Raw genomic sequence first — 24662 nt, 5'->3', positions numbered from 1 at the left:
AGATGCTCCTTAAACGCGGCCGAATTCACGAACGTCAACGAAATGCCCTGCAATCGCTGCCGCAGCGGCCATGGCGGGACTTACCAGATGCGTACGACCACCGGCACCCTGACGCCCTTCGAAGTTGCGGTTGGATGTGGATGCGCAGTGCTCACCGCTTTCAAGGCGATCCGCGTTCATTGCCAGGCACATTGAGCAGCCCGGCTCACGCCATTCGAAACCTGCGTCGATAAAGACCTTATCCAGACCTTCTTTTTCAGCCTGAGCCTTTACCAGGCCAGACCCAGGCACCACCAGCGCCTGCTTGATGGAACTTGCCACCTTGCGGCCTTTGGCGACAGCCGCCGCGGCGCGAAGGTCTTCAATGCGAGAGTTGGTACAGGAGCCAATGAACACTCGATCCAGACGGATATCAGTAATAGGCTGACTGGCCTGCAATCCCATGTATTTCAATGCGCGCTCAATAGAGCCACGCTTCACGGCGTCTCGCTCCTGGGCCGGATCAGGAACGGCTTGGTCTACCGCAACCACCATTTCAGGGGAAGTCCCCCAGCTAACCTGAGGCTTGATCTTGGTCGCGTCCAACTCGATGACGGTATCAAAGACAGCGTCTTCATCAGAGACCAGCCCGCGCCATACTGCTACGGCTTGCTCCCAATACTCGGGCGCAGGGGCAAAAGGGCGTCCTTTTACGTAATCGATTGTGGTCTGATCGACCGCCACCATGCCTACGCGTGCGCCCGCCTCAATTGACATGTTGCAGATTGTCATTCGGCCTTCCATCGACAAGGCGCGAATGGCACTGCCCGCAAACTCGATAGCGTGCCCATTACCTCCCGCCGTACCGATCTTGCCGATCACAGCCAGAATGATGTCTTTGGCGGTTACGCCGAAAGGTAATTCACCCTCGACGCGTACCAACATGTTTTTCATTTTCTTCGCGACCAGGCACTGGGTCGCAAGCACGTGCTCAACCTCGGACGTCCCGATACCATGAGCCAAGGCCCCAAGCGCACCATTGGTGGACGTATGGGAGTCACCACATACCACGGTCATGCCAGGCAGGATAGCGCCCTGCTCTGGGCCTATGACATGCACAATGCCCTGGCGCACGTCATTCATCTTGAATTGAGTAATACCGAAGTCATCGCAGTTTTCGTCGAGCGTACGAACCTGAATGCGAGACGTCTCATCCTTGATGGAAGCAATACCTTCCTTACGATCCGGCGTGGTTGGCACGTTGTGGTCTGGCGTTGCCAGATTGGCGCCTAGACGCCAAGGCTTGCGCCCAGCCAACCGCAGGCCTTCGAATGCCTGAGGTGAGGTCACCTCATGAATGATATGACGATCAATGTATAGCAGTGCCGAACCATCATCGCGCTGCTTGACCAAGTGCATATCCCAGAGCTTGTCGTAAAGGGTCTTGCCAGCCATCACTAACGTCCTCATCGGCGTGTTTCTATGCCCTTAGGGCTTGTAAGGTGATCCTAACGCTTGATGCTCTCATAAAACAAATTCATAATTTTCATGATCTGCATAACCATTAGGAATCCATCTTTTGGATCTGAATAACCTCAATGCGTTTATAGCAGTTGCTGAGAGTGGAAGTTTTTCCGAGGCAGGCGAACGGCTGCATTTGACACAACCTGCCGTCAGCAAACGAATTGCCAGTCTTGAACAGCAACTGGAAACGCGTCTCTTCGATCGTATTGGGCGAGAAATCAGCCTGACCGAATCAGGCCGAGCGCTTTTGCCCAGGGCCTACCAAGTAAAAGACGCCTTGGCTGACACGCGAAGAGCACTGGCCAATCTCAATGGAGAGATTGCTGGCAAACTGATTTTAGCCACTAGTCATCACATCGGATTACATCGGCTACCGCCGGTACTCAGGACCTTTACACGCCTATACCCAAAAGTTTCTCTGGATATTCGTTTTCTTGACTCAGAAGCGGCATATGAGGAAGTGCTACAGGGGCGTGTGGAACTTGGCATTATCACCTTGGCGCCAGAAGCATCGCCGCTTATCCAGGCCTCACCTGTCTGGGATGACCCCCTCGATTTTGTCGCAGCGCCTGAGCACCCCCTGGCCATGTCAGAGCAAATCAGTCTGGCTGACGTTGCTGCGCACCCCGCCGTTTTCCCAGGCGGAAATACCTTTACCCATCACATCGTGCGGGGCTTATTTGAGGCGCAGCAGCTCACCCCTAACATTGCAATGAGCACAAATTATCTGGAGACCATTAAAATGATGGTCTCCATCGGCATTGCCTGGAGTGTCCTGCCGCGAACAATGCTTGATGACCAAGTCGTGAGACTTCCCTTGCCGGGAATACACCTCAAACGTCGCCTGGGCTATATCGTTCACACAGAACGAACGCATTCCAATGCAGCCAAGGCCTTTATGAAGCTATTGAACGATTTGCATGTATAAATAAAAAAGGGGCCGCACATGGCGCCCCCTTTTCTACTGTTTGATGGCCGCTGTACTTAGGCACTCTGACCTTCCAGTGCAGGCTTTTCATCGGCACTCAACTGACCGTTGATGGCGATGCGTTTGGGCTTGGCCTCTTCCGGTACTTCACGTACCAGATCGATGTTGAGCAGGCCATTCTTCAAGCTCGCACCTTTCACCTCGATATGATCAGCCAGGCGGAAGGACAGCTTGAAGGCACGCTGGGCGATGCCCTGGTGCAAATAGGTCACGCTGTCGGCGCTCTTCTCACGACGGCCGCTCTTCACGGTCAACACGCCCCGCTCCACTTCGAGCTCAAGGTCGTCTTCGGCAAGGCCGGCAGCCGCAATCACGATGCGATAGCGATCGTCGCCGTGCTTTTCCACGTTATAGGGTGGGTAAGAGCTACCCGACTCGTTGCGCAGCGCGGATTCGAACAGGTCATTGAAGCGGTCAAATCCAACGGAATGGCGGAACAAGGGAGCAAGAGAGAATGCAGTGTTCATATAGGGAATCTCCTGAGTCATCAGCAAGTTTCAACGCAAGGCCCGACTTCGGCGCCCTGCAGGATTCCATATAGGAACCCGCTCGCTTTTTTCAAGTGGTACGCCCGATGAACGGTAACTGAACTGGACTATGCAACCGAAGGAATTGAGGGCTGCAAGCCAAGCAGCGTATCGATCCGCTCGCATTCTGTCTCACGGCGTATTTCGCCAAACAACGTCAGCGCCTCCTCATAATTACGAGAAAGCATACCCAACCACTGCTTGAAACGTCCCGGCGCATAGCGTGGCGCCATCTTCTGGCGCGCTTTGAGCCAGAAAATCTGTAGCAGCGCGAACAGCTCTTCCCACTGCATAGGCTCAACATGCTCACCCTTGACGCTGGCCGCTATCTGTCGCGCCAGGTCAGGCCGGGAAACCAATCCACGCCCCAACATAACTTCCGCGATACCGCACACCTCACGGCACCGCCAGTAATCCTCCAGCGTCCAGATCTCGCCGTTAGCCAGTACAGGAACGTCGACGACTTCCGCAACCCTGGCAATCCACTCCCAGTGAGCTGGCGGTTTATAGCCATCTTTTTTGGTACGGGCATGCACAACCAACTGTTGCGCCCCGCCAGAAACCAACGCTTGAGCGCACTCCAGCGCGCCTTCAGGGCTGTCATAGCCCAACCGCATCTTGGCTGTCACCGGGATAGACGAGGGCACGGCACGACGAACATGCGAGACAATCGAGTGCAACAGCTCTGGCTCGTTAAGGAGGATGGCACCGCCCTTGGAGTTGTTAACAGTCTTGGCAGGACAACCAAAATTCAGATCAATGACCGGAGCACCCAGCGTACAGGCGTACGCCGCATTCTCTGCCAGGCAGACAGGGTCCGACCCTAGGAACTGGACTCGCATGGGTACTCCCGCTCGCGTCATCGAGCCGCTTGCTAACTCCGGAGCGTATTTTTCATACGTTGCTAGAGGCAATAGCCGGTTGGTAATGCGAATAAACTCCGTGACACACCAGTCGATGCCACCCACCTGCGTCAGCAGGTCGCGCAGAATCTCATCAACCAGCCCCTCCATGGGCGCCAAAGCGATTTGCATGTAGACCTCTGGAACACTTAAAGCGAATCAGGCAGCGCCTGACCGTAACCCTGAATGAAAGCCTCAGGCATACGCCGCGGCTTACCTGAAGAGAGCTCTATACATACGAAAGTCGTGACTGCACGCAGCAAGGTCATACCATCGGACGGGCGCATCAGTTGAAAACGACGTGTCATACGTAGCCGCCTGTCCCAATCAGTCAGCCATGTTCCCAGCAGCAACTGATCACCTTCGAAAGCACTTGCGAGATAGTCGATCTCGTGCCGAACTACCGCCATGGCGCGGTCCAACCGGTGAAACTCGTCAACACCAAGTCCTAAGCTACTTGAATGCTGCCAAGCACACTGTTCTAGCCAGGCGACGTAAACAGCATTATTGGCATGCCCAAGCGCATCGATGTCAGTCATTGATACCTGCAACGATATGACGAACGGATTTTCAAGTTCCCAGTTCATATAGCCTCGCCGGAACATGTCTGCGTAAGTTTTTTCAGGGCACAAAAACAAAGGGCTTGCATTTCTGCAAGCCCTTTGGGGTATGGCGCGCTCGAGAGGATTCGAACCTCTGACCGCTCGGTTCGTAGCCGAGTACTCTATCCAGCTGAGCTACGAGCGCGCAACTTGGTGCTTTTATTCCAGACCACCACTGGTAAAACCGGGTGCTTGTTAAACACCCTTCAAAATGGCGCGCTCGAGAGGATTCGAACCTCTGACCGCTCGGTTCGTAGCCGAGTACTCTATCCAGCTGAGCTACGAGCGCGCTGAGGGTGCACATTATAGGCTCATATCTTTTTGAGTCAAGCGAATTTCTTAATAGAATCAGAGGGATAGAACTCTGAATCGCTTTTCCCGGAGCCTGTAACGTAAATGGCGGTGAGGGAGGGATTCGAACCCTCGACACCCTTTTGAGGTGTACTCCCTTAGCAGGGGAGCGCCTTCGGCCTCTCGGCCACCTCACCGCGACGGGGCGTAATATACGCGATTTTTTCCCGTATGCAAGCAAAAAGTTAAATAAAAATCAGATGTTAGGTTCTTGGTCCTTTTCCTTTTGAATTCGCTGGTAGATTTCCTCACGGTGAACCGCCACTTCTTTAGGAGCATTCACCCCAATGCGCACCTGATTTCCCTTAACGCCCAAGACCGTTACGGTCACTTCATCACCTACCATAAGGGTTTCTCCAACCCGTCGAGTTAGAATAAGCATTCCTTTTCTCCTTTCGTTCAGGACCACAGTCTGCAAAAAAATCAGGATCAATTCCGGGAACCCGCGATCCTTACTGATCTATTGACCAATACCGCCAGAAAGAAAGTTCCGGCGGCATGATCAAATCGATGGAAGGCATCCAAAAACGCCCTCCAGAGAGATTGGCTATTCGCTTACCCGAGCAGGCGCATCGAGTTCGAAAGCCGTGTGAAGGGCACGCACAGCCAATTCCAGGTATTTCTCTTCGATAACGACCGACACCTTGATCTCAGACGTCGAAATCATTTGTATATTGATACTTTCTTTAGCCAGCGCTTCGAACATTTGACTCGCTACCCCGGCATGAGAACGCATACCCACCCCAACGATTGATACCTTGGCGATCTTGGTATCACCGGTTGCCTCACGTGCGCCGATGGTCGCTGCCGTCTGCTTTAGGATTTCAAGCGCATTCTGGTAGTCGTTACGGTGTACCGTAAACGTGAAGTCCGTGGTGTTATCGTGCGAAACATTCTGCACGATCATGTCGACCTCAATATTGGCCGCACTGATGGGACCCAGGATCTTGAATGCAACGCCCGGGGTGTCTGGAACACCGCGGATGGTCAGCTTGGCTTCGTCACGATTAAAGGCGATGCCGGAGATGATCGGCTGTTCCATGGATTCCTCGTCATCAAGAGTAATTAGGGTGCCTGGACCCTCTTTAAAACTATGAAGTACGCGCAGAGGCACGTTGTATTTGCCTGCAAACTCAACCGAGCGAATCTGCAGAACCTTCGAGCCGAGACTGGCCATTTCCAGCATCTCCTCGAAGGTGATCTTTTCAAGACGACGTGCATGAGGCACTACGCGCGGATCAGTGGTATACACACCGTCCACATCGGTATAGATCTGGCATTCATCTGCCTTGAGCGCAGCTGCAAGCGCGACACCCGTGGTGTCAGAGCCGCCCCGGCCCAAGGTAGTGATATTGCCCTGCTCATCCACGCCTTGGAAACCTGCCACAACCACGACTCGCCCTGCCTTGAGTTCGGCACGGATACGATGTTCGTCAATGCTGACGATACGCGCTTTGGTAAAAGCGCTATCGGTCAGGATCCGGACTTGTCCACCGGTGAAGGACACGGCCGGAACACCCCGCTTGGTCAATGCCATGGCAAGCATGGCGATGGTCACCTGCTCACCTGTTGACACCATTACATCCAACTCGCGCGGGTTTGGCTGCGGCATGATTTGCTTAGCCAGGTCGATCAGACGATTGGTCTCGCCACTCATGGCAGAAACCACTACTACGATATCGTCACCGGCTTCGCGAAACTTCTTGACCTTTTCGGCCACCTGTTCGATGCGCTCGACAGTACCCACCGAGGTGCCGCCGAACTTCTGTACGATCAATGCCATTTGATTGCTGCCTAACGCGAGGGCGCTCATTTAACAATTCAGGTATACACCTGCCAAGGGCTCACAGAGCGCGATGCGAGCCCCATCGCTTATTCAATCACAATCCCGCTTCGGCAAAGCTGCGGGCCAACTCAAGTGCGCCTTCCAGCGCAGCCGGATCGGTACCGCCACCCTGAGCCATATCAGGGCGACCACCACCCTTCCCGCCCACATGCGCAGCAGCCTGCCTCATCAGATCGCCCGCCTTTAGTCGACCGGTCAGATCCTGGGTCACGCCCGCGACCAGCACGACCTTACCGTCTTGCTCGCCACCCAGCAGAATCACGGCAGAGCCCAGCTTGTTCTTGAGCTGATCGACCATAGCCATCAGCGCTTTGCTATCCAGCCCATCAAGGCGAGCAGCCAGCACCTTAACGCCCTTGATCTCGACGGCAGACCCCGCCAGGTCATTACCAGCTGCGCTGGCGGCCTTGGCCTTGAGCTGCTCAAGTTCCTTTTCTAGCTGACGGTTACGTTCAAGCACACCGGAGAGCTTATCGAGAACATTTTCACGACTGCCTTTGAGCAGGCCTGCCGCTTCCTTGAGCTGCTCTTCCGCCTTGTTCAGGTATGCCAGCGCACCAGCACCAGTTACCGCCTCGATACGGCGTACACCCGATGCCACACCGCCTTCACTGATGATCTTGAACACACCAATATCACCGGTGCGGGCAACGTGAGTGCCGCCACAAAGCTCAATGGAGAAGCCGTCACCCATCGTCAGTACGCGCACGGTATCGCCATACTTCTCACCGAACAGCGCCATGGCCCCTTTGCGCTTGGCGCTTTCGATGTCCATTAGCTCGATTTGAACCGTCGTGTTCCGGCGAACCTCGGTATTGACGATTTCTTCCAACTCCTTGAGCTGTTCAGGTTTGATAGCCTCGAAGTGACTAAAGTCGAACCGCAGACGCTGACTATCAACCAGAGAGCCCTTTTGCTGGACGTGATCGCCCAGCACCTTACGCAGTGCGGCGTGCAGGAGGTGAGTCGCCGAGTGGTTAAGTGCCGTAGCCTGGCGCACAGAGGCGTCGACTTGTGTTTCCAGCGTCTCGCCTACCTTGAGCGTACCAGCGGCAACCAGGCCATGATGCAGGAACGCACCGCCTGCCTTGGTGGTGTCACGCACATCGAAACGCTGGCCGTCAGCGAACAGATAACCGCTGTCACCCACCTGACCGCCCGACTCGGCGTAGAAAGGTGTCTGATCAAGCACCACGACACCCTCGTCACCTTCAACCAGTTGAGGCACCGGGCTGCCCGCCTTGAACAGCGCAACGATCTTGCCATTACCGGCGTGACTGTCATAACCCGTGAAGAGCGTCTCGCCTTCGACTTTGACCAGACTGTTGTAGTCCACACCAAACGAGCTGGCCGAGCGGGCTCGCTCACGCTGAGCTTCCATTTCACGCTCAAACCCTTCCTCATCCAGGGTCAGGTTGCGCTCACGTGCGATGTCGTTTGTTAAATCAACGGGGAAGCCGTAGGTGTCATACAGCTTGAACACCACATCACCCGGGATCACATCGCCTTCAAGGCCAGCCAGATCCTGCTCCAGAATCTTGAGGCCCTGCTCCAAGGTTTTGGCAAATTGCTCTTCCTCGGTACGTAGAACGCGCTCGATATGTGCCTGCTGATCCTTTAGCTCAGGGAATGCCTGGCCCATTTCAGCCACCAGGGCCGCCACGATCTTGTGAAAGAACGTACCCTTGGCGCCGAGCTTATTACCGTGACGGCAGGCACGACGGACGATACGACGTAGTACATAGCCGCGACCTTCGTTGGAAGGCAGTACACCATCGGCAATCAGGAAGCCACAGGAACGAATGTGGTCGGCTACAACCTTGAGCGAAGGCGCGTCATCATTGGCGCAGCCGATTGCCTGCGCAGAAGCCGCCAAAAGATTCTTGAACAGATCAATTTCGTAGTTGGAGTGAACGTGCTGCAGAACGGCACTGATACGCTCAAGCCCCATCCCCGTATCCACACTGGGCGCCGGCAACGGGTGAAGAACCCCGTCAGCCGTACGGTTGAACTGCATGAATACGTTGTTCCAGATCTCGATATAACGATCACCGTCTTCTTCTGGCGAGCCGGGTGGACCGCCCCAGATGCCTTCACCATGGTCGAAGAAGATTTCTGTGCAAGGACCGCAGGGACCTGTGTCGCCCATTGCCCAGAAATTATCCGAGGCGTAAGGAGCGCCCTTGTTATCACCGATACGAACCATGCGCTCGGCAGGCACGCCAACGTCCTTGGTCCAAATGTCGTAGGCTTCATCGTCGGTGGCGTAGACGGTAACCCAGAGCTTTTCCTGCGGCAGACCCAGCCACTTGGGTGAGGTCAGGAATTCCCACGCATAACTGATGGCGTCACGCTTGAAATAGTCGCCAAAGCTGAAGTTACCCAGCATCTCGAAAAAGGTGTGGTGACGTGCTGTATAGCCGACGTTTTCCAGGTCGTTATGTTTACCGCCGGCACGTACGCATTTCTGACTGCTGGTCGCACGGGTATAGGTGCGCTTTTCAAGGCCGAGGAAACAATCCTTGAACTGGTTCATGCCTGCATTGGTGAACAGCAGGGTTGGGTCGTTCGCGGGGATCAGCGAACTTGAGGCCACTCGAGTGTGCCCCTTCTCTTCAAAGAAGCGGAGGAAGGCTTCACGGATTTCTGCGCTTTTCATAAATTCTTCCAGACAGATACAGGGCTACAGCGCGCCAGCAAAGTCTTGCAGTATATCGGGACGGAGCGCCGGCTGTCGTCAATTTGCGATATAGGCGTTGCCTATTTGATTCAAGTGGATTCAGGCCTTGCGATAGGCGGCGAATGCCTCCAGCACGGTTTCAATGTTTGCGCTGGATACATCCAGATGCGTCACCAACCTTAACCGTGCGGCCGGGCTGACTACAATGCCTCTTTCTCGCAGAAAAGAAGCGAGTTTGGGAGCCTTGTCGCCCGCGGCAAGGTAAACCATATTGGTCTGCACCGGCTCGACAGTGTAGCCCAGCTTTTCAAGTCCTTCAGCGAGGCGTGCTGCGTTGGCATGGTCTTCTGCCAGTCGGGTCACGTTGTGCTGAAGCGCGTAAAGTCCTGCTGCCGCCAGGACGCCCGCCTGGCGCATGCCGCCGCCAACGACCTTACGCCAGCGAATGGCCTTATCGATCAATCCCTGGCTGCCACACAGAACCGATCCTACTGGCGCGCCAAGACCTTTTGAGAGGCACACCGATACAGAGTCGAAGTGACGTGTAATGTCTTTTGGTGGAACGCCCAGCTTGACGACCGCATTGTAGAGACGGGCGCCATCCAGATGGAGTGCCAATTCATGCTCGTGGGTAAAGCGGCGTGCATCCGCAAGATAGCTCAGGGGAAGCACCTTGCCATGCATGGTGTTTTCCAGCGCCAGAAGGCGGGTACGTGCAAAATGAAAATCCCTGGGCTTGATGTAGGACGCTACGCGATCCAGATCCAGGCTTCCGTCAGCCTCCATCTCGACTGGCTGTGGCTGGATCGAGCCCAGAACAGCGGCCCCACCGCCTTCATATTTGTAGGTATGCGCCAGCTGCCCTACTAGGTATTCATCACCTCGCTCGCAGTGCCCCATCAGCCCCAGCAGGTTGCTCATGGTCCCACTCGGCACAAACAAACCAGCCTCGAAACCCAGCTCATCTGCCAGATAATGCTGCAACTTGAGAACGGTAGGGTCCTCACCGTAGACGTCGTCCCCCACCTCAGCCTTCGCCATGATGTCGCGCATCGCTGGCGTAGGCTGGGTGACGGTATCGCTTCTCAAATCGATGAGGCTCATGCAAACAGCTCCGGAAAGAGAAAATCCCGATGCTAATGCAAAGCCGCCTCGAAAATCACGAATTGTCTAAAGCTTTGGTTGGAACGATCAAAATCCCTGCGCGCAGACCGGGCCTTACGTTGGGATTTGGAAAGATGATCCTGGCGTCCGTTTCAGTGACTATCCACTTTTGAGAACCATCCTCTGCAAGCAGATAGCCTTCGGGCAGTGGACTGAAATTCGCGACATCGTCAGCCAGATGCAGGCGAAACGCTTCACTCTGCTTGATGATTTCTCGCGATACGTGAAACACCTTGAGCCGCTCCAGTGTTTGCGGCAACTCGGGCTCGCACTGCTCAATCATAGCCTTGAGTCGGGACTCGAGCTGACTGACATCGACTCCGGCATTCTGACCGAATGGACGAGCCTTTCCCAACTCAAGCGTAAAGGCTTCAGCCTGATGGGCCGCGTAGCTGTAAGCGCTGAAGGTGATACCAGGCTTGCTCTGCAATAGCACAGCGTCAATACCGGCGGCTTCGAGCCTGGCCATCTCGGCCTGCGAGTGCTCTCGCCCCTCGCTCCAGGGATACAGCGCAAAACGCTCGATAGCGGAACCACGGATCGCCGTATGCAGATCGTAATGCAGTCGAGCCCTGTCCGGCTCGCTGAAAAACTGTGCGACCAAGCGCTCCAGCTGATCGGCCCGCTGAGCTTCGAATCCTGACGTCAGCACATGCTTACCGTTGAACAGGCGATTCATATCCTGCTCGACAAAGCGAACGTTGCGCCGCATGGCTTCAGGATTGCCCAGAAGAAAGAGAATGCGAACACGAGGCTTTATCTCACCTCTCGCAATGCGTTTGAGCAGCCGATCCAGCATTTCGATAGGTGCTGTCTCGTTGCCGTGAATACCGGCTGAAAGCAGAAGGTCGACCCCTGCATCCGTTCCGTTGGACGGCTTGACGAGCAAGGCGCCCTCACTCAACCACTGCAAGCGAATACCGCTGGAGGTGACCTGGATTTTTTCGGCTGGCTCTCGGCCAGCCAGTGTGAGTTCAAGCAGTTTGCCCAGAGAAAGACCGTACTGTTCCGTCATGATGATCCTGGCTGGCAAGTAGTGTTAGTCAGTGATCATGCCCACAACCACAATCTGGACCATGCTCATGGTCCTCTTCGACCGGCTCCAGACTGAGCGCCAGTCCAAACTGGTTCACTGCCTGCGGGCGTAACCCCAGTACCGGGGTCTCAGCCTCATCTTCAAAGGACTCGGCATAGATCGTAAGCCCACCCTGTCCGTCTGGCTCCAGCCAGAGGTCACGGCCATTGATTTGAACGGCAACGCGGGCAGCTCGCGCTTCGCGGCGCTCGCCTTGGGTGTCTTCGAGAATAAGGGACAAGCTTTCGATCATGTCTGTACTCAATCGATCTGGAATGGATAAACCGAACCCAGCTTCAAGATTTGTGTAAGCTCATCCAGGGCTGTTCGGCACTCGAATAGTAGCTGCGGATCAGCCAGATCAGATACGTTAAGGCGATCCCGGTAGTGAGTATCTACCCAGGTTACCAGTCGTGTATAGAGCTCGGACGTCATCAGCACACCAGGATTGACGGCTTCAAGCTCTGTCTGCTTCAGCGCTACACGTAGCCGTAGACAGGCTGGCCCCCCACCGTTCTGCATGCTCTGTTTGAGGTCGAATACCTTGACCTCGCGGATAGGCCCATCACTTTTGACGAGCTGATCCAGATATGTCCACACCTGAGCATTCTGGCGGCACTCTTCAGGCACGATCAGTAGTGTCTGGCCATCCGGCTTGAGCAGCAATTGGCTATTGAACAGGTAAGACCGTACCGCGTCATTGACGCTTACCTGACTACGGGGTACGCATACGGCGCGCAGCGTCCCGCCACGTCGAGCCAGCTTGTCGGTCAACTCCTTGAGCACGCGATCGCTTTCGAGGAAAGCATCCTCGTGATAGAACAATACTTCAGCATTGCCCACCGCGATCACGTCATTGTGGAAGACCCCCTGGTCGATGACTTCAGGATTCTGCTGAGCATAGACCACACCCTCTTCCGTCAGTCCATGCAGCCGCGCTATGGCCTGGGAGGCTTCCAGGGTTTGACGCGCCGGATAACGCTGCGGCGCCGGGTAGCGGTTGTCGAAAGCACTCCGACCAAACACGAAGAACTCTACGCCAGCCTCGTCATAGTCGCGGCAGAAACGCGTGTGATTGGCAGCCCCTTCATCACCAAACTGGTTTACGGCCGGCAAGGCCATATGATGCGCAAAATGCGTTTCATCACGAAACATGGCTGCCAGTACACGACTGGTCGTAGGGTGCTCGATGCTACGATGAAACTTACTGTTCAGGTTGGCTGCCGTGAAGTGCACCCGTCCATCTGCCGTATCTGCGCTAGGACTGATGGTAGCGGCATTGGCCGTCCACATTGAAGAAGCAGAGCTGACCGAGGCAAGCAGCGGCAAGGCTTCCCTGGCGGCGCGCTCTATGACCTGAGCATCTGTCCCGGTGAAGCCCAGCTGGCGCAACGCAGCAACGTGGGGACGCTCCTGAGGCGCGAATACGCCCTGTTTGAAGCCGAGCTCCATCAACGCTTTCATTTTGGCCAGCCCCTGGCGAGCGGCTTCGCGAGGATTCGAAGTGAGCTGCCCATTGCTTTGAGAGGCTACGTTTCCATAGGAAAGCCCACCATAGTTATGGGTGGGGCCGACCAATCCGTCAAAATTGACTTCATAAGCGTTCATAGATGGACTCCAGGCAACAGTGTTGCCGGTAAATCAAGCGTGTCGGCTTCCAGCGAGGCGACCGGATAAGCGCAGTAGTCCGCCGCATAATAAGCACTGGGACGATGATTGCCGGAAGCGCCTATACCGCCAAAGGGAGCACTGCTGGCAGCACCTGTCAAAGGCCTGTTCCAATTGACAATGCCCGCGCGCGACTCGATCAGGAATTGTTCGTACCTCGCGCTGGATGACGAGAGCAAGCCTGCCGCCAGGCCAAAGCGGGTAGTGTTAGCCTCGCGTACAGCCTCGTCGAAGCTCTCATAGCGAATGACTTGCAGCAACGGCCCGAAGAACTCCTCGTCAGGACGATCGGCAACGCTGGTCACATCCAGAATGCCAGGCGTGAGCAAAGCGCTCTCAGCGTTGGGCTGAGTCATGGTCAGTAGCGGCATTGCACCCTTGGCCAGGAAACGCTCTTGTGCTTCAAGTAGCTGGCGGGCAGCGTCCAGAGAGATCACAGCCCCCAGGAAAGGAGCAGGCTCTTCATCAAACCGCCCTACTTGCAGCCTGGCCGCTGCCTGTACCAGACGCTCCAGAATGATGTCGCCCTGCTCCGTATTCGGTACTAACAGACGGCGTGCACAAGTGCAGCGTTGCCCGGCTGAAATGAAGGCAGACTGTACAATCGTGTAGACCGCTGCATCGATCTGATCGACCGTGTCGACCACCAGCGGATTATTCCCTCCCATTTCAAGCGCCAGGATCTTGTGGGGGGCACCGGCAAACTGTTGATGGAGCAAGGCGCCCGTCCGGCTTGACCCCGTAAAGAACAGCCCATCGAGGTCAGGCTGCGCAGCCAAGGCAACACCAGTAGCGCGAGCCCCTTGCACTAGGTTGAGTACACCTTCCGGTAACCCCGCCTCGATCCAGCACTTGACCGTCAGCTCGGCGACAGCAGGCGTCATCTCACTGGGCTTGAAAACAACAGTATTTCCTGCCAGCAAAGCCGGCACGATATGCCCGTTGGGTAAGTGGCCTGGGAAGTTATAAGGACCAAATACCGCAACAACACCATGGGGCTTGTGTCGTAGCCGCGTTCTAGCCTCGCCCAAGACGCCCGCCTTTTCACCCGTGCGCTCATGGTAGGCCTGAACCGAGATGGCCACCTTGTTTATCATACTGGTGACTTCTGTCGCAGCTTCCCAAAGAGGCTTGCCGGTTTCCACACCAATGGTATTGGCCAGTTCCTGACTACGCGTCTTGAGTGTTGCTGCAAAGGCTTCGAGCACCTTGATACGCTCGTCCAGCGGCTTGCGAGCCCATGCAGGAAAAGCGGCGCGAGCAGCGGCTATAGCGTCCGATACCTGCTTGTCAGAGGCTTCGTTTCCATGCCAGATCACGATTTGCCCGACAGGGTTGAGCGAAGTGAATTCGGCGCCTTCGCCAGCCAGCCATTGACCGCCAATGTAATGCGTACTCATGTCGTTTTCTCCTAGGGCGCTACTGACACTGCGCGGACCTGAGCGCCAGCAGACAGCTGCAGCCTTCTCGCCGTAACAGGGTCAACCACCAGTGTTCCAGAGGCTACCCGTGCAGGTGCAGCGGTAATTCGGCAGCCTTCTCGCTTACGGTTGTGAATTACATAGGGCTGGGCATCTTCGCCCGGCGTGCCGATGGACAAAACGAGTATCTGGCTATCCCGAATGGCACGAACCTTGTCGGTTTCGCATTCAATTGCCGGGCCCGCGTCGAAGATGTCCACATATCCCTGGTAGGCAAACCCTTCTGCATTGAGCATGCGAAGTGCAGGCTCGGTATCAGGATGGACGCGACCAATGACAGCCCGTGCTTGCTCTGAAAGGAAACACGTGTAAAGCGGAAACTTGGGCATGAGTTCGGCAATGAATGACTTATTGCCCACACCGGTCAGGTAATCCGCTTGAGAAAACTCCATCTTGAAGAAGTTACGCCCCAGGTTTTCCCAGAAAGGCGAAAGTCCTCGGCTGTCCGACACCCCACGCATTTCTGCGATCAGCTTATCTGAGAACAACGAGCGGAACTCGGCGATGAACAGAAAGCGCGCCTTGGACAACAGACGGCCGTTCAATCCGTTACGATGGCCTGCGTGCAGAAATAACGAGCAGAGCTCCGAATTACCGGTCAGGTCATTGGCCATGAACAGCGTGGGAATCTGCTGGTGGATATTGAGTTCGCGAGAGGCACTGACTGTCAGCCCCACCCGGTAGTTGTACCAGGGCTCACGTAGACCTACGGCGCCGGCAATACCGGAAATACCGATAACGGTGCCATCGTCCTGCTCGAGTACGAAGAGATAATCCGCATCGGCACGCTCGACGTCGCCGCGGAAGGTTTTTTCAGCCCATTCCACCCGATGAGCCAGACGCTCTTCACTGGCAGGCAAAGTGGTAAGCCCGGCGCCTGTAGTGCGCGCAAGCTCGATTAGCGCGGGCAGATCCGCGCGGGTGACAGGACGAATGATCATATTCCCTCCGATGACCCAGGCCGGCGCTTCGCCGCGCCTGCGTCTGACGTGCCCTGGGCACGCACTACTCTCATGACGACAGCACGTATCATGGTTAAACAGCGACGAGCCGTACGGTATCGCCAGCCTTGACGTTGAGCGCGGCGGCGGCGGCACTCGACAGAACTGCCGGCGCTCCTGGCTCCCAATCGAGCTCGTGAACAATGGCACGGAAGTCCTGTAGCAGATCATTGCTGATCAGATAGGCACGGTTGCCGTCGACCGCATCCTGCACCTCCACCGCGACCACATGACTCCCTGCCATCGAACGGATGTTGTTGGTACGCGCATGCAACGTCGGACCGCCATCGAAAATATCGACGTAATTGTCAGTTTCGAAGCCTTCGCGGGTCAGGATATCGAAAGTGATCTGCGCACGTGGATGAACCTGGCCAATGGCCTCTTGGGCGGCATCTGTCAACAACGGCACATAGATCGGATAGATCGGCATCAGCTCCGCCAAAAAAGTGCGACTCTTGGCACCGCAGATGCGCTCCGCTTCGGCATAGCTCACATCAAAGAAGTGACGGCCTACTGAGTCCCAGAACGGCGAATCGCCCTGCTCGACACTCATGCCTACGATTTCGACCACGACAGACTCGGCAAATCGCTCGGGATGGCCAGCCATGAACATCAATCGACCCCGAGAATTGAGCTCGGCTATAGGGGTATCCAGAAAATCACGATCGATGTAGAAGCTGCTCAGCACACTGTTGCCCGTCAGGTCGTGGCAGAGTGAAAGCACATGCGTCTTATTGTGAATCTTGAGCTCACGCGAGGCATGGATAAAGGTCTCGTTGCGAAAGCTGTAAAACGGTTCGGAAAAGCCAGCCGTGGCAATGATGGCTGAACAGCCAACCAGACGCCCCGTGTCTGAATCCTCCAGAACGAAGAAATAACTTTCCTCGCCATTGAAGCTTACTTCGGCGGCAAAAGAGGCTTCTGAAACCCGGATCTTTTCCTTGAGCCGCTCGATGTCATCCGGCAAAGAGGTGACACCTACCGGACTGTCCGCGGCCAGATGCTGCACATGGGGCAAATCAGCTGCCCGAGCAGGTCGCATCACCAGCATGAAGTCACTCCTTCTAATTTTTCTAATTGAAATCGCTCTTGAATACCGTGGCGCCTCCCTGCGCCACGTTCAGGCTCAAGCCTGGGTAATGCGGGCCACAGCGCGCTCCAGGCGCGCCAGGCCTTCATCAATGTCAGCCTCGCTGATGACCAGACTGGGAGCAAAGCGGATGACATCCGGACCGGCCTGAAGCACCATCAGCGACTCCTCGTTGGCTGCCGTCAGCACTTCCTTCGCCCGACCTTTCCAGGGCTCGCTCAGCGGAGCGCCAATCAGCAGGCCCATCCCGCGAACACCGGAAAAGATGCCGTACTTGCTGGCCATGGCCTCAAGCGCGGTACGGAAACGGTTATGGCGAGTCTTCACACCCTCTAAAACCTCAGGCGTGTTGACTACGTCCAGCAGGGCGGAACCGATAGCACAGCCGAGAGGGTTACCACCGTAGGTGCTGCCGTGAGTGCCTACCGAAAGATGTGCCGCCAGCTTGTCAGTTGTCAGCATTGCCGCCAACGGGAAGCCGCCACCAATGCTCTTGGCTGTGGTCAGGACATCAGGTGTGATGCCGTAGTGCATGTAGGCATAAAGGTGGCCGGTACGGCCTACCCCACTCTGCACCTCATCGAATACAAGCAGTGCGCCATATTGGTCGCACAGGTCACGTGCGCCTTGCAGATACGCCTGGTCACCCGGCAGTACGCCACCCTCGCCCTGGATAGGCTCGAGCACGACCGCGCAGGTCTTTTCGGAGACGGCCGCCTTGAGCGCGTCCAGATCGTTATAAGGCACATGGGTGATACCTTCGATCTTTGGACCAAATCCCTCAGAATACTTGGGTTGCCCGCCCACGCTTACCGTAAACAGTGTGCGGCCATGAAAGCTGTTGGTTGCAGCAATGATTTCATAACGGCTTCCGCCACTGACGTCATGCCCGTAACGACGGGCCAGCTTGAACGCAGCCTCGTTGGCTTCTGCGCCGGAGTTGGCAAAAAACACCCGGTCGGCAAAGGTAGCGTCAACCAGCTTGCGAGCCATGCGTAATGCAGGCTCGTTGGTGTAGATGTTGGATACATGCCAGAGCTTGTTAGCCTGCTCCATTAAGGCCTGCATCAGGGCGGGATGACCGTGCCCCAGTGCGTTAACCGCAATGCCGCCGGAGAAGTCGATCAGCTCACGCCCGGCCTGGTCCCAGATGCGTGAACCTTCGCCTCGGACGGGAATGAATGCGGCGGGCGCATAGTTGGGCACCATGATCTGGTCGAAGTCGGTGCGTTGCACCGAGAGCTGCGGAGCAGACATCGAAAATTCTCCTGCCTGTTGTGGGCTAGCGATGGAAGGATTGTAGGGAGTAGATCACGCCGGGCATTGCCGCTATGCGACAACTATTTACAGCGCACAACCAGCCAGCGGAGCGGCTTACAGATATGCGACAGAAAACATCGGCAATACGCAGTCTAGGGTGTACGGAGAGATGCGGGAAGCATCAGTAGATGCTCATCTTTAATGCACAGCTAGGCAACAATGAGTGAAACGCTGAAATACTGGCCGCAGAAACGCTTTCTGCGGCCACTGATCTTACTGGGCAGAATTAGGTGCTACACGGCTGGTACCGTTTACCGTCACGATGCGTACGCGCTCGCCTACCCGGAATACCTCTCCCTTGCTGACTTCCTGTACATAGGCACGTGTACTGCCGTCGTCTTCACGTACCGTCACCTCTACACCGTTGGCGCGAGTAAAACCTTCTTCAGTGGCGGCACCAAGCAGGCCACCCGCTACGGCGCCCACGATAGCGGCGACATAGCTACCCCGACCGCCACCTACGCCACTGCCGGCGATACCACCTACCGCCGCACCGGCACCTGCGCCGATGGGGGTCTTGGTTCCTTCAATCTTAACGGGGCGCAAGGCTGTGATGGTCCCCATGCGTACGGTCTGAACCTGACGAGCCTCATCGCGTGAGTACACGTCACCGGTCTGGCTGGATACGCACCCGGCCAGCAGCGCGGAGGCGGTCAGTGCAGTAATAATTTGAGTGGTCTTGTTCATCATTCAACTCCAGTTCCTACAGGGCTGTTCTCGGCGGAACCCTATGGTGGACCCTCTGCCTTACAGGAATGTTCAGCTTTTATCATCCTCTCATATGGCCTCAAGGCAAACGGTTGAATCTTTTGATCCAGACAGCTTTCGTTCATCCGCTTCGCTTGCTTTACCTGAAATAGGACGACTCATCCTGTTCAACCCTCGCGTGATTGCCGGGCCAGACGCCAGACACGAGCAAGGTCGGTTGCGCGCGCACGCAGCTCCTGTGCGGCGGTCCGACAGGCCTGCTCCAGCGTGACAGGGCCAGGCACCAGACTGAATGCCGCCTCAATTCCTGCCTCATATACCTGCTGGTAGTGCGCACCCAAGCTACCCACCAATGCAATGACAGGCACATCAGCCTCACGGGCGACCCTGGCAACTCCTATGGGCGTCTTGCCATGCAGGCTTTGGTAATCCAGTTGCCCCTCTCCGGTAATGACCAGATCCGCGTCCCGGAGCGCCTCTGCCAGCCCGGAAACTTCTGCAACCAGCTCGACACCCGATCGAAAATGCGCCTGAAGAAAGGCCCTAGCAGCAAAACCCAGCCCCCCTGCCGCTCCCACTCCTGGAAAGCAACTGTGATCTTCCCCAAGTACTTGAGCTGCAACCTGAGCGTAATGCCCAAGTGCTGCATCCAGCACAGCGACATCCTCAGGCGTTGCGCCCTTCTGAGGGCCAAAGACATGGGAGGCACCATGAGAGCCACACAAGGGGTTATCGACATCGGCAGCCACATCGATCTGAACGGTAGCAAGACGCTTATCCAGGCCGTTCAGCTCAATACGGGCAAGTTCGGCTAACGCAGCGCCCCCTGGCGGCAAAGGTTGACCATGTTTATCCAGGAACTTGACTCCCAAGGCGTTCAGCAACCCCGCACCGCCATCATTCGTAGCGCTGCCACCCAACCCCAGGATAATTCGTCGGGCTCCAGCATCCAGTGCAGCGCGGATCAACTCACCGGTACCGTAGCTACTGGCTCGTCTGGCATCCCGCTGCGCTTTTGGCACCCAGTGCAAGCCGCTGGCAGCCGCCATCTCGATCACGGCTGTCCCCTCGCCCAGCCATCCCCAGTGAGCCAATACCGGCTGCCCCAGCGGCCCCTGCACGGTCAGCTCACGACGCTCTCCTCCGGTTGCAGCCAGCAAGGCCTCGACCGTGCCCTCTCCTCCATCGGCCATGGGTTTGAGTTCGATAGTGGCGGAGGGAAAAACCGCTCTCCAACCCTCTGCAATAGCCTGGGCGACCTCGGGTGCGCTCAGGCTTTCCTTGAACGAATCAGGTGCAATCACGAGTTTCATCAATGTTCTCCCGGCTGACGGTTCGCCTGTCGATGGGTATGGCTGCTCGTTACAGCAGGAAAAGACTTAAAAGCCATACCGTAGCCATCCCGGCAAGTCCTTGAATCAGGGTAGCGAGTGTCTGGGCACGGTACGCTGTGGCTACGCTCATACGGCTGAATTGAGTCACAACCCAGAAAAAGCTGTCGTTGGCATGTGAAACCGTCATCGCTCCAGCGCCGATCGCCATTACGGTCAATACACGCCCTATCTCACTGTCGAGTCCCAATTGGCCCAGCAGTGGTGCCACCAAGGCAGAGGTTGTCACCAGTGCGACCGTAGTCGAGCCTTGGGCTGTTTTCAGGGCGGCGGACACTACGAATGGCATGAACAGCCCAATCCCCAAGGCGGAAAGCGTGCTGCCAAGGTAATCGCCCAGTGGAGTGACTTTGAGCACGGCACCAAACGCCCCACCGGCGCCGGTAATAAGCAGGATGGGAGCCGCTGATAAGATGCCTTCAGCTACATGGTTCTGAAACTCCTGGCGCTTGTCATCGCCCTTGAGCAGCGAACAGGCCAGCACCAGGCCTACCAGCAGCGCCGGGACGGGTTGCCCAATAAAACCCAACAGCGTCAACACCGCCCCTTCTCCGAAAGGCTTGCTGGGAAAGGCAGCGATTGACCCCAGGCAAATCAATCCAATGGGAACAAAAATTGGGGCAAAAGCCTGCCAGGCGCTAGGAAGTACACCATAACTTTCGCGTAATGCCGTGAAATCCGCTTGGGAAGGCATCGGCGTGCCATCGTCGACCAGCGGGATGTCTTTATCCAGGAAGCGGTTGGCCCACCAAAGCCCTGCCATGGCTGTCACGAATGACACGACAAGGCCAACGCCGATAACCAATCCGAGGCTTGCATCGAGCCCTAGATTACCTGCAGCCGCAATCGGCCCCGGCGTAGGTGGCACAAAGGTATGCGTAGCATAGAGGCCAGTCGCCAGGGCTACACTCATGGAGATCAGGGAGACCTTCATACGAGCAGCCAGCGCATTTTTCAGCGAATTGAGGATCACATAACCGGAATCGCAGAATACGGGTATCGATACCAAGTAACCGATGATGGACAACGTCAGGGTGGGAAAACGCTCACCAAGTACACGAATCACGGTTTCCGCCATGGTTATGGCCGCGCCGCTACGCTCCAGAATCACACCGATAATCGTGCCCAGCACAATGACGATACCGATATATCCCAGGATGCTGCCAAAGCCTGCTGTAAGGGTTTTGGTGATATCGGCGAGGGGCACCTGATAGGCGAAACCGGCGAGAAAAGCCGCCAGGAGCAAGGCCAGAAATGGATGAAGCTTGAAGCGTGTGGTGGTCACGACGATGAATGCTATCAACGCCACCAGAATAAGGACGAGGCTCATGACAGGCTCCGGTTGTTATTGTGATCGGATAACTGTGGATGAGCTTATTGTGCTATCAGTTCAATGAGTTCCGCTTGGTACACAAGCACAAGATAAGCACCTGATTTCACCCTATATATTGTGCATCTGCACAATCAGGCGCATTCCAGCAGACTGATTCCCAGCGACAGGTAAAGCCACTGCCCCAGCATATCGTGGCTGAGCCCAGTCAGCTCACAGATACGCTCGAGACGATAGCGCAACGTATTCCGATGGATATTCAAGGAGGCGGCACAGGCAGATGCCTGCCCATGGTGCTCGCACCACGCCTGCAAGGTTTCTCGTAACACGCCATTTTCATCCTGCGCAAACAGCCGCTTCAAGGGATCGAGCCACCCTTGCAAAAGCCAGCTCTGCCGCTGGCTGTAAAGCAGTGCCGTCAGCCGGTGCTCATCCAGCTTGAGTAGCCGCACATCAGGCAGGCACGCACGGGCATAGGCTTGCAGCAAGCGCAGTGATTGGCAGGCCTCTCGCAAGTCAACCAGACTTTCCAGCGGACCCGATGCTGTAACGCGTAATACGTTCAGCCCCTTGGCCTTTGCCTGATCAAGCCAGAGTTGTTCTTCATGAGGCCGCCCGAGCGGACGACACCAGAACCATTCCTGCATACCGACGGGGGCGCAAAAACTCTCCAGATTGGCAGACAACATGGCGCTCAACGCCTTGGCCGAACGGGAGTCTGAGGCTTCATTCAGCTCGATAAGGCATACCTGACGTGGCCAGCTCAGGGGTACCTGCTGTCGCTCAGCCTCAACAGAAAGCGTGTTCAGGCTTACCGAAGGGTCCAGCAATTGGCCGATCCAGCTGTCCAGTCGATGCCGCTGCCAATGACGCTCCAGATGCGATTGTCGCTGCTCCACCAACATTTCGGCCGCCATGCGGACCAGCTCGGCATATGGCCTGACAACCTCGGGCCTACCCGTGATACCGAGGACCCCGATCAACCGCTCGGCATAGAGCAGTGGCATGTTAACCCCCGGCTTCACACCTCGCAGGCAAGAGGCGGCCTGATCGTCGATCTCGACGACTCGACTGTTGGCCAACACCAGCTGAGCGCCTTCGTGACGGGTATGCAATCGCAAGGGATCACCGCTGCCGATAATCATGCCCTGCGCATCCATCACATTGACGTTGTAGGGAAGGATTGCCATGGAGCGATCCACAATGTGTTGCGCAAGGGTTGAATCAAGTTCAATCACGGCAATCCCTTCCTTTACATGAGCACTGTTTAAGGAGCCAAACGCTGGCGCTTCCAGCCCTCTCCTTCACGGCGGTAATCGAGTCGATCATGCAAACGGCTAGAGCGGCCCTGCCAGAACTCGACCCGCTCGGGAATCAGCCGATAGCCTCCCCAATGTGGCGGGCGCGGTGGCTCCTCATGGGCAAAGCGTGCCTGCACTTCAGCCACTTTCGTCTCAAGCTCTTCCCGACCGCCCAGCACCTGGCTCTGCGGCGAAGCCCAGGCGCCCAACCGACTACCCAACGGACGGACACGGTAGTATGCGTCGGACTCTTCAGGGCTTACGCGCTCGACCACACCCTCGATTCGCACCTGACGCTCAAGTGCGGGCCAGAAAAAGGTCATGGCGGCCCTGGGCTGCCCAGCGAGCTGCTGCCCCTTGGCACTTTCGTAATTGGTGTAAAACACAAACCCCTTGGCGTCTACACCCTTGAGTAGAAGTACACGACAATGGGGTTGCTGCTCGGCATCAACCGTTGCCAGTACCATGGCATTGGCTTCTACAGGGGGCTGCTCGGTTTTAACAGCATCCTCAAACCATTGGCCAAATAAGGCAAATGGCTCGGCGGGCGCCTGCGCTTCGGTTAATCCGTCGCGGGTGTAATCACGACGCATGTCAGCCAGCGTCTGGGTCATGGCAAGCTCCTGATTGGGAATGGAACTTACAGCTTACCCAGTCATGCGCCAGGTTGCTTGACTCATGCCAGGTATATGGCGAATTGGCATCCGAAACCAAACGGTTCCGGATGCCTTTACTGACTCAGCGCTTACTTTGCAGAGAGGCCAATACCACTGTACGTGGCTGGATAAGGACCTCGACACGACGGTTCTGAGCGCGCCCTTCGGCATTGTCGTTTGCTGCGCGCGGCTGGGTATCGCTCAGACCACGAACGACCAGACGATTGCCATTAAGCCCGCTCAGACGAAAGATGGAGGCTACCGCCTTGGCGCGGCCGAGACTGAGCTGGTCATTAACCGCCTTGGAACCAGTGCTATCCGTGTGTCCCAGCACAATGACGGCGCTCTGGTCATCCTTGAATACCAGCTTGGCGGTACGGCCCAGCGGGCCGAGCATGGATGGCAGAAGCATCTCAGCACGATCAGGGTTGAAGGAGTCGTCAACGTTGGCGATCAGCAGTAAGCCGTCCTTTCTACGCTCCATTTGCATCTTGCTACCGGCGATGGCTTCGCGGATCGTTTTTTCATGCTGATCCAGCCAGTCCTTGCTGACTGTTATCTCTTGGGCTTTCGCTTGAGCCTTTGCCTCGGTTACAGTCTTGTCGCTCTTGCCAAACGGCCACCACCAATGTCCGCCGTCCGCTTTCGCCTGGGTTTCGGTCTTTTGCGTTTCTACCTTCGCCTGGGGGACTGGCTCCTTGGCAGTGGCAACGTCGCTTTCCTTGTGAAAATAACTGCAGGCGGAAACGCTCATGCAGAGAACGACAGTAGTAGTCTTGAGCAGCTTCATGCGTTTTTATCCCATCAGGCGCAAGCCCGCCGAATCGGCACCGACAGGCAAAGTTAAAGTGGTTTCTTAGATTGTGTCTTTAACTGATTATTTCGCAAGGGGTGTACGTTGTCCTTTTGTATCAACCGACAAGCGGTTGAGTAGACTCGGTGGCGAAACGGTCAGGTGAACGAGGGCGGCAAGGGTATCACGTCATAGACGGTGCTTATCAAACGATAGATAGCTCGCTATTGAAATTGCTATTGGCCATCACTACGCTGGGCGCGTCAATTTGTCCTCCCTTGCGTA

The 24662-nt window shown here is 56.2% G+C and carries 22 protein-coding genes and 3 tRNA genes; 1 reads left to right on the top strand and 24 read right to left on the bottom strand.

The genetic code is table 11. The annotated features are described in order from the left end of the window. Positions 1–9: 9 nt before the first annotated feature. Complete coding sequence (gene leuC, locus B3729_RS08660) at positions 10–1434, bottom strand: 3-isopropylmalate dehydratase large subunit (protein WP_019365757.1); 1425 nt, start codon at positions 1432–1434, stop codon at positions 10–12. 124 nt (positions 1435–1558) lie between these two features. Here leuC and B3729_RS08655 point away from each other — a divergent pair, with 124 nt between their 5' ends. Then, positions 1559–2431 (top strand): LysR family transcriptional regulator, encoded by an 873-nt coding sequence (locus tag B3729_RS08655; protein ID WP_286787616.1) that lies wholly within the window; start codon positions 1559–1561, stop codon positions 2429–2431. A gap of 56 nt (positions 2432–2487) precedes the next feature. Here B3729_RS08655 and B3729_RS08650 read toward each other — a convergent pair whose 3' ends face one another. The 23 genes from B3729_RS08650 to B3729_RS08540 all read right to left on the bottom strand — a co-directional run bounded on the left by B3729_RS08650 (position 2488) and on the right by B3729_RS08540 (position 24374). After that, complete coding sequence (locus tag B3729_RS08650; protein ID WP_010794950.1) at positions 2488–2958, bottom strand: Hsp20 family protein; 471 nt, start codon at positions 2956–2958, stop codon at positions 2488–2490. 128 nt (positions 2959–3086) lie between these two features. Beyond that, on the bottom strand, positions 3087–4052 hold the full coding sequence (locus B3729_RS08645) for a tRNA dihydrouridine synthase (RefSeq protein ID WP_010794951.1): 966 nt from the start codon (positions 4050–4052) through the stop codon (positions 3087–3089). Positions 4053–4069: 17 nt separating this feature from the next. Then, complete coding sequence (locus tag B3729_RS08640; RefSeq protein ID WP_019365431.1) at positions 4070–4507, bottom strand: acyl-CoA thioesterase; 438 nt, start codon at positions 4505–4507, stop codon at positions 4070–4072. An 83-nt stretch (positions 4508–4590) separates the two neighbouring features. Beyond that, positions 4591–4667 (bottom strand) — tRNA-Arg (locus B3729_RS08635). Between the two features lie 67 nt (positions 4668–4734). Then, positions 4735–4811: transfer RNA gene (locus B3729_RS08630), tRNA-Arg, on the bottom strand. Positions 4812–4919: 108 nt separating this feature from the next. Further along, a tRNA-Ser gene (locus B3729_RS08625) sits at positions 4920–5010 on the bottom strand. Positions 5011–5069: 59 nt separating this feature from the next. Continuing rightward, positions 5070–5255, bottom strand: a complete 186-nt coding sequence (gene csrA, locus B3729_RS08620) for a carbon storage regulator CsrA (protein ID WP_010794953.1) — start codon at positions 5253–5255, stop codon at positions 5070–5072. 165 nt (positions 5256–5420) lie between these two features. Beyond that, positions 5421–6656, bottom strand: coding sequence for an aspartate kinase (locus B3729_RS08615; protein WP_010794954.1), 1236 nt, complete (start codon positions 6654–6656; stop codon positions 5421–5423). A 97-nt stretch (positions 6657–6753) separates the two neighbouring features. Further along, positions 6754–9378 carry an alanine--tRNA ligase gene (gene alaS / locus B3729_RS08610; RefSeq protein ID WP_286787615.1) on the bottom strand — a complete coding sequence of 875 codons (2625 nt, stop codon included), beginning with the start codon at positions 9376–9378 and terminating at the stop codon, positions 6754–6756. 120 nt (positions 9379–9498) lie between these two features. Further along, on the bottom strand, positions 9499–10503 hold the full coding sequence (gene ltaE, locus B3729_RS08605) for a low-specificity L-threonine aldolase (RefSeq protein ID WP_010794956.1): 1005 nt from the start codon (positions 10501–10503) through the stop codon (positions 9499–9501). A 55-nt stretch (positions 10504–10558) separates the two neighbouring features. Next, positions 10559–11578 (bottom strand): succinylglutamate desuccinylase, encoded by a 1020-nt coding sequence (astE, locus tag B3729_RS08600; RefSeq protein ID WP_286787614.1) that lies wholly within the window; start codon positions 11576–11578, stop codon positions 10559–10561. 28 nt (positions 11579–11606) lie between these two features. Then, entirely contained in the window at positions 11607–11891 is a 285-nt protein-coding gene (locus tag B3729_RS08595) for a hypothetical protein (RefSeq protein WP_010794958.1), read from the bottom strand. Positions 11892–11899: 8 nt separating this feature from the next. Beyond that, positions 11900–13246, bottom strand: coding sequence for an N-succinylarginine dihydrolase (gene astB / locus B3729_RS08590; protein ID WP_286787613.1), 1347 nt, complete (start codon positions 13244–13246; stop codon positions 11900–11902). Then, entirely contained in the window at positions 13243–14706 is a 1464-nt protein-coding gene (gene astD / locus B3729_RS08585; RefSeq protein ID WP_286787612.1) for a succinylglutamate-semialdehyde dehydrogenase, read from the bottom strand. Before astD ends, astB begins: the two co-directional genes overlap by 4 nt. An 11-nt stretch (positions 14707–14717) precedes the next feature. After that, complete coding sequence (astA, locus tag B3729_RS08580; protein ID WP_010794961.1) at positions 14718–15728, bottom strand: arginine N-succinyltransferase; 1011 nt, start codon at positions 15726–15728, stop codon at positions 14718–14720. A 94-nt stretch (positions 15729–15822) separates the two neighbouring features. Then, positions 15823–16839, bottom strand: a complete 1017-nt coding sequence (gene aruF, locus B3729_RS08575) for an arginine/ornithine succinyltransferase subunit alpha (protein WP_286787611.1) — start codon at positions 16837–16839, stop codon at positions 15823–15825. A gap of 75 nt (positions 16840–16914) precedes the next feature. Next, positions 16915–18135, bottom strand: coding sequence for an aspartate aminotransferase family protein (locus tag B3729_RS08570; protein ID WP_286787610.1), 1221 nt, complete (start codon positions 18133–18135; stop codon positions 16915–16917). Positions 18136–18411: 276 nt separating this feature from the next. Continuing rightward, positions 18412–18885 (bottom strand): glycine zipper 2TM domain-containing protein, encoded by a 474-nt coding sequence (locus B3729_RS08565; protein ID WP_010794964.1) that lies wholly within the window; start codon positions 18883–18885, stop codon positions 18412–18414. Positions 18886–19073: 188 nt separating this feature from the next. After that, a complete protein-coding gene (locus tag B3729_RS08560) occupies positions 19074–20219 on the bottom strand; it encodes a glycerate kinase (protein WP_010794965.1) in 1146 nt (381 codons plus the stop codon). Between the two features lie 49 nt (positions 20220–20268). Then, positions 20269–21627, bottom strand: a complete 1359-nt coding sequence (locus B3729_RS08555; RefSeq protein WP_286787609.1) for a GntP family permease — start codon at positions 21625–21627, stop codon at positions 20269–20271. 134 nt (positions 21628–21761) lie between these two features. Beyond that, positions 21762–22865, bottom strand: a complete 1104-nt coding sequence (locus tag B3729_RS08550) for a sugar diacid recognition domain-containing protein (RefSeq protein ID WP_122042164.1) — start codon at positions 22863–22865, stop codon at positions 21762–21764. A gap of 29 nt (positions 22866–22894) precedes the next feature. Further along, positions 22895–23542, bottom strand: a complete 648-nt coding sequence (gene pdxH, locus B3729_RS08545; RefSeq protein WP_239381042.1) for a pyridoxamine 5'-phosphate oxidase — start codon at positions 23540–23542, stop codon at positions 22895–22897. Positions 23543–23666: 124 nt separating this feature from the next. Beyond that, the gene (locus tag B3729_RS08540) at positions 23667–24374 is read right to left on the bottom strand and encodes an OmpA family protein (RefSeq protein ID WP_286787608.1); all 708 of its coding nucleotides are present in this window, start codon (positions 24372–24374) and stop codon (positions 23667–23669) included. Positions 24375–24662: the final 288 nt, after the last annotated feature.

It is taken from the genome of Pseudomonas sp. UBA3149 (assembly GCF_002364655.1).
Classification (GTDB): domain Bacteria; phylum Pseudomonadota; class Gammaproteobacteria; order Pseudomonadales; family Pseudomonadaceae; genus Chryseomonas; species Chryseomonas luteola.
Note: the sequence above shows the minus strand (reverse complement) of the source record. Positions and strands in the feature narration are given on the sequence as shown.

Coding starts and splice junctions, on each gene's coding strand:
- B3729_RS08640 (WP_019365431.1), bottom strand. CDS start 4,507: ATGAACTGGGAACTTGAAAATCCGTTCGTCATATCGTTGCAGGTATCA.
- csrA (WP_010794953.1), bottom strand. CDS start 5,255: ATGCTTATTCTAACTCGACGGGTTGGAGAAACCCTTATGGTAGGTGAT.
- astA (WP_010794961.1), bottom strand. CDS start 15,728: ATGATCATTCGTCCTGTCACCCGCGCGGATCTGCCCGCGCTAATCGAG.
- B3729_RS08650 (WP_010794950.1), bottom strand. CDS start 2,958: ATGAACACTGCATTCTCTCTTGCTCCCTTGTTCCGCCATTCCGTTGGA.
- B3729_RS08555 (WP_286787609.1), bottom strand. CDS start 21,627: ATGAGCCTCGTCCTTATTCTGGTGGCGTTGATAGCATTCATCGTCGTG.
- pdxH (WP_239381042.1), bottom strand. CDS start 23,542: ATGACCCAGACGCTGGCTGACATGCGTCGTGATTACACCCGCGACGGA.
- leuC (WP_019365757.1), bottom strand. CDS start 1,434: ATGGCTGGCAAGACCCTTTACGACAAGCTCTGGGATATGCACTTGGTC.
- astB (WP_286787613.1), bottom strand. CDS start 13,246: ATGAACGCTTATGAAGTCAATTTTGACGGATTGGTCGGCCCCACCCAT.
- alaS (WP_286787615.1), bottom strand. CDS start 9,378: ATGAAAAGCGCAGAAATCCGTGAAGCCTTCCTCCGCTTCTTTGAAGAG.
- ltaE (WP_010794956.1), bottom strand. CDS start 10,503: ATGAGCCTCATCGATTTGAGAAGCGATACCGTCACCCAGCCTACGCCA.
- astE (WP_286787614.1), bottom strand. CDS start 11,578: ATGACGGAACAGTACGGTCTTTCTCTGGGCAAACTGCTTGAACTCACA.
- astD (WP_286787612.1), bottom strand. CDS start 14,706: ATGAGTACGCATTACATTGGCGGTCAATGGCTGGCTGGCGAAGGCGCC.
- B3729_RS08645 (WP_010794951.1), bottom strand. CDS start 4,052: ATGCAAATCGCTTTGGCGCCCATGGAGGGGCTGGTTGATGAGATTCTG.
- B3729_RS08595 (WP_010794958.1), bottom strand. CDS start 11,891: ATGATCGAAAGCTTGTCCCTTATTCTCGAAGACACCCAAGGCGAGCGC.
- B3729_RS08615 (WP_010794954.1), bottom strand. CDS start 6,656: ATGGCATTGATCGTACAGAAGTTCGGCGGCACCTCGGTGGGTACTGTC.
- aruF (WP_286787611.1), bottom strand. CDS start 16,839: ATGCTGGTGATGCGACCTGCTCGGGCAGCTGATTTGCCCCATGTGCAG.
- B3729_RS08540 (WP_286787608.1), bottom strand. CDS start 24,374: ATGAAGCTGCTCAAGACTACTACTGTCGTTCTCTGCATGAGCGTTTCC.
- B3729_RS08570 (WP_286787610.1), bottom strand. CDS start 18,135: ATGTCTGCTCCGCAGCTCTCGGTGCAACGCACCGACTTCGACCAGATC.
- B3729_RS08565 (WP_010794964.1), bottom strand. CDS start 18,885: ATGAACAAGACCACTCAAATTATTACTGCACTGACCGCCTCCGCGCTG.
- B3729_RS08560 (WP_010794965.1), bottom strand. CDS start 20,219: ATGAAACTCGTGATTGCACCTGATTCGTTCAAGGAAAGCCTGAGCGCA.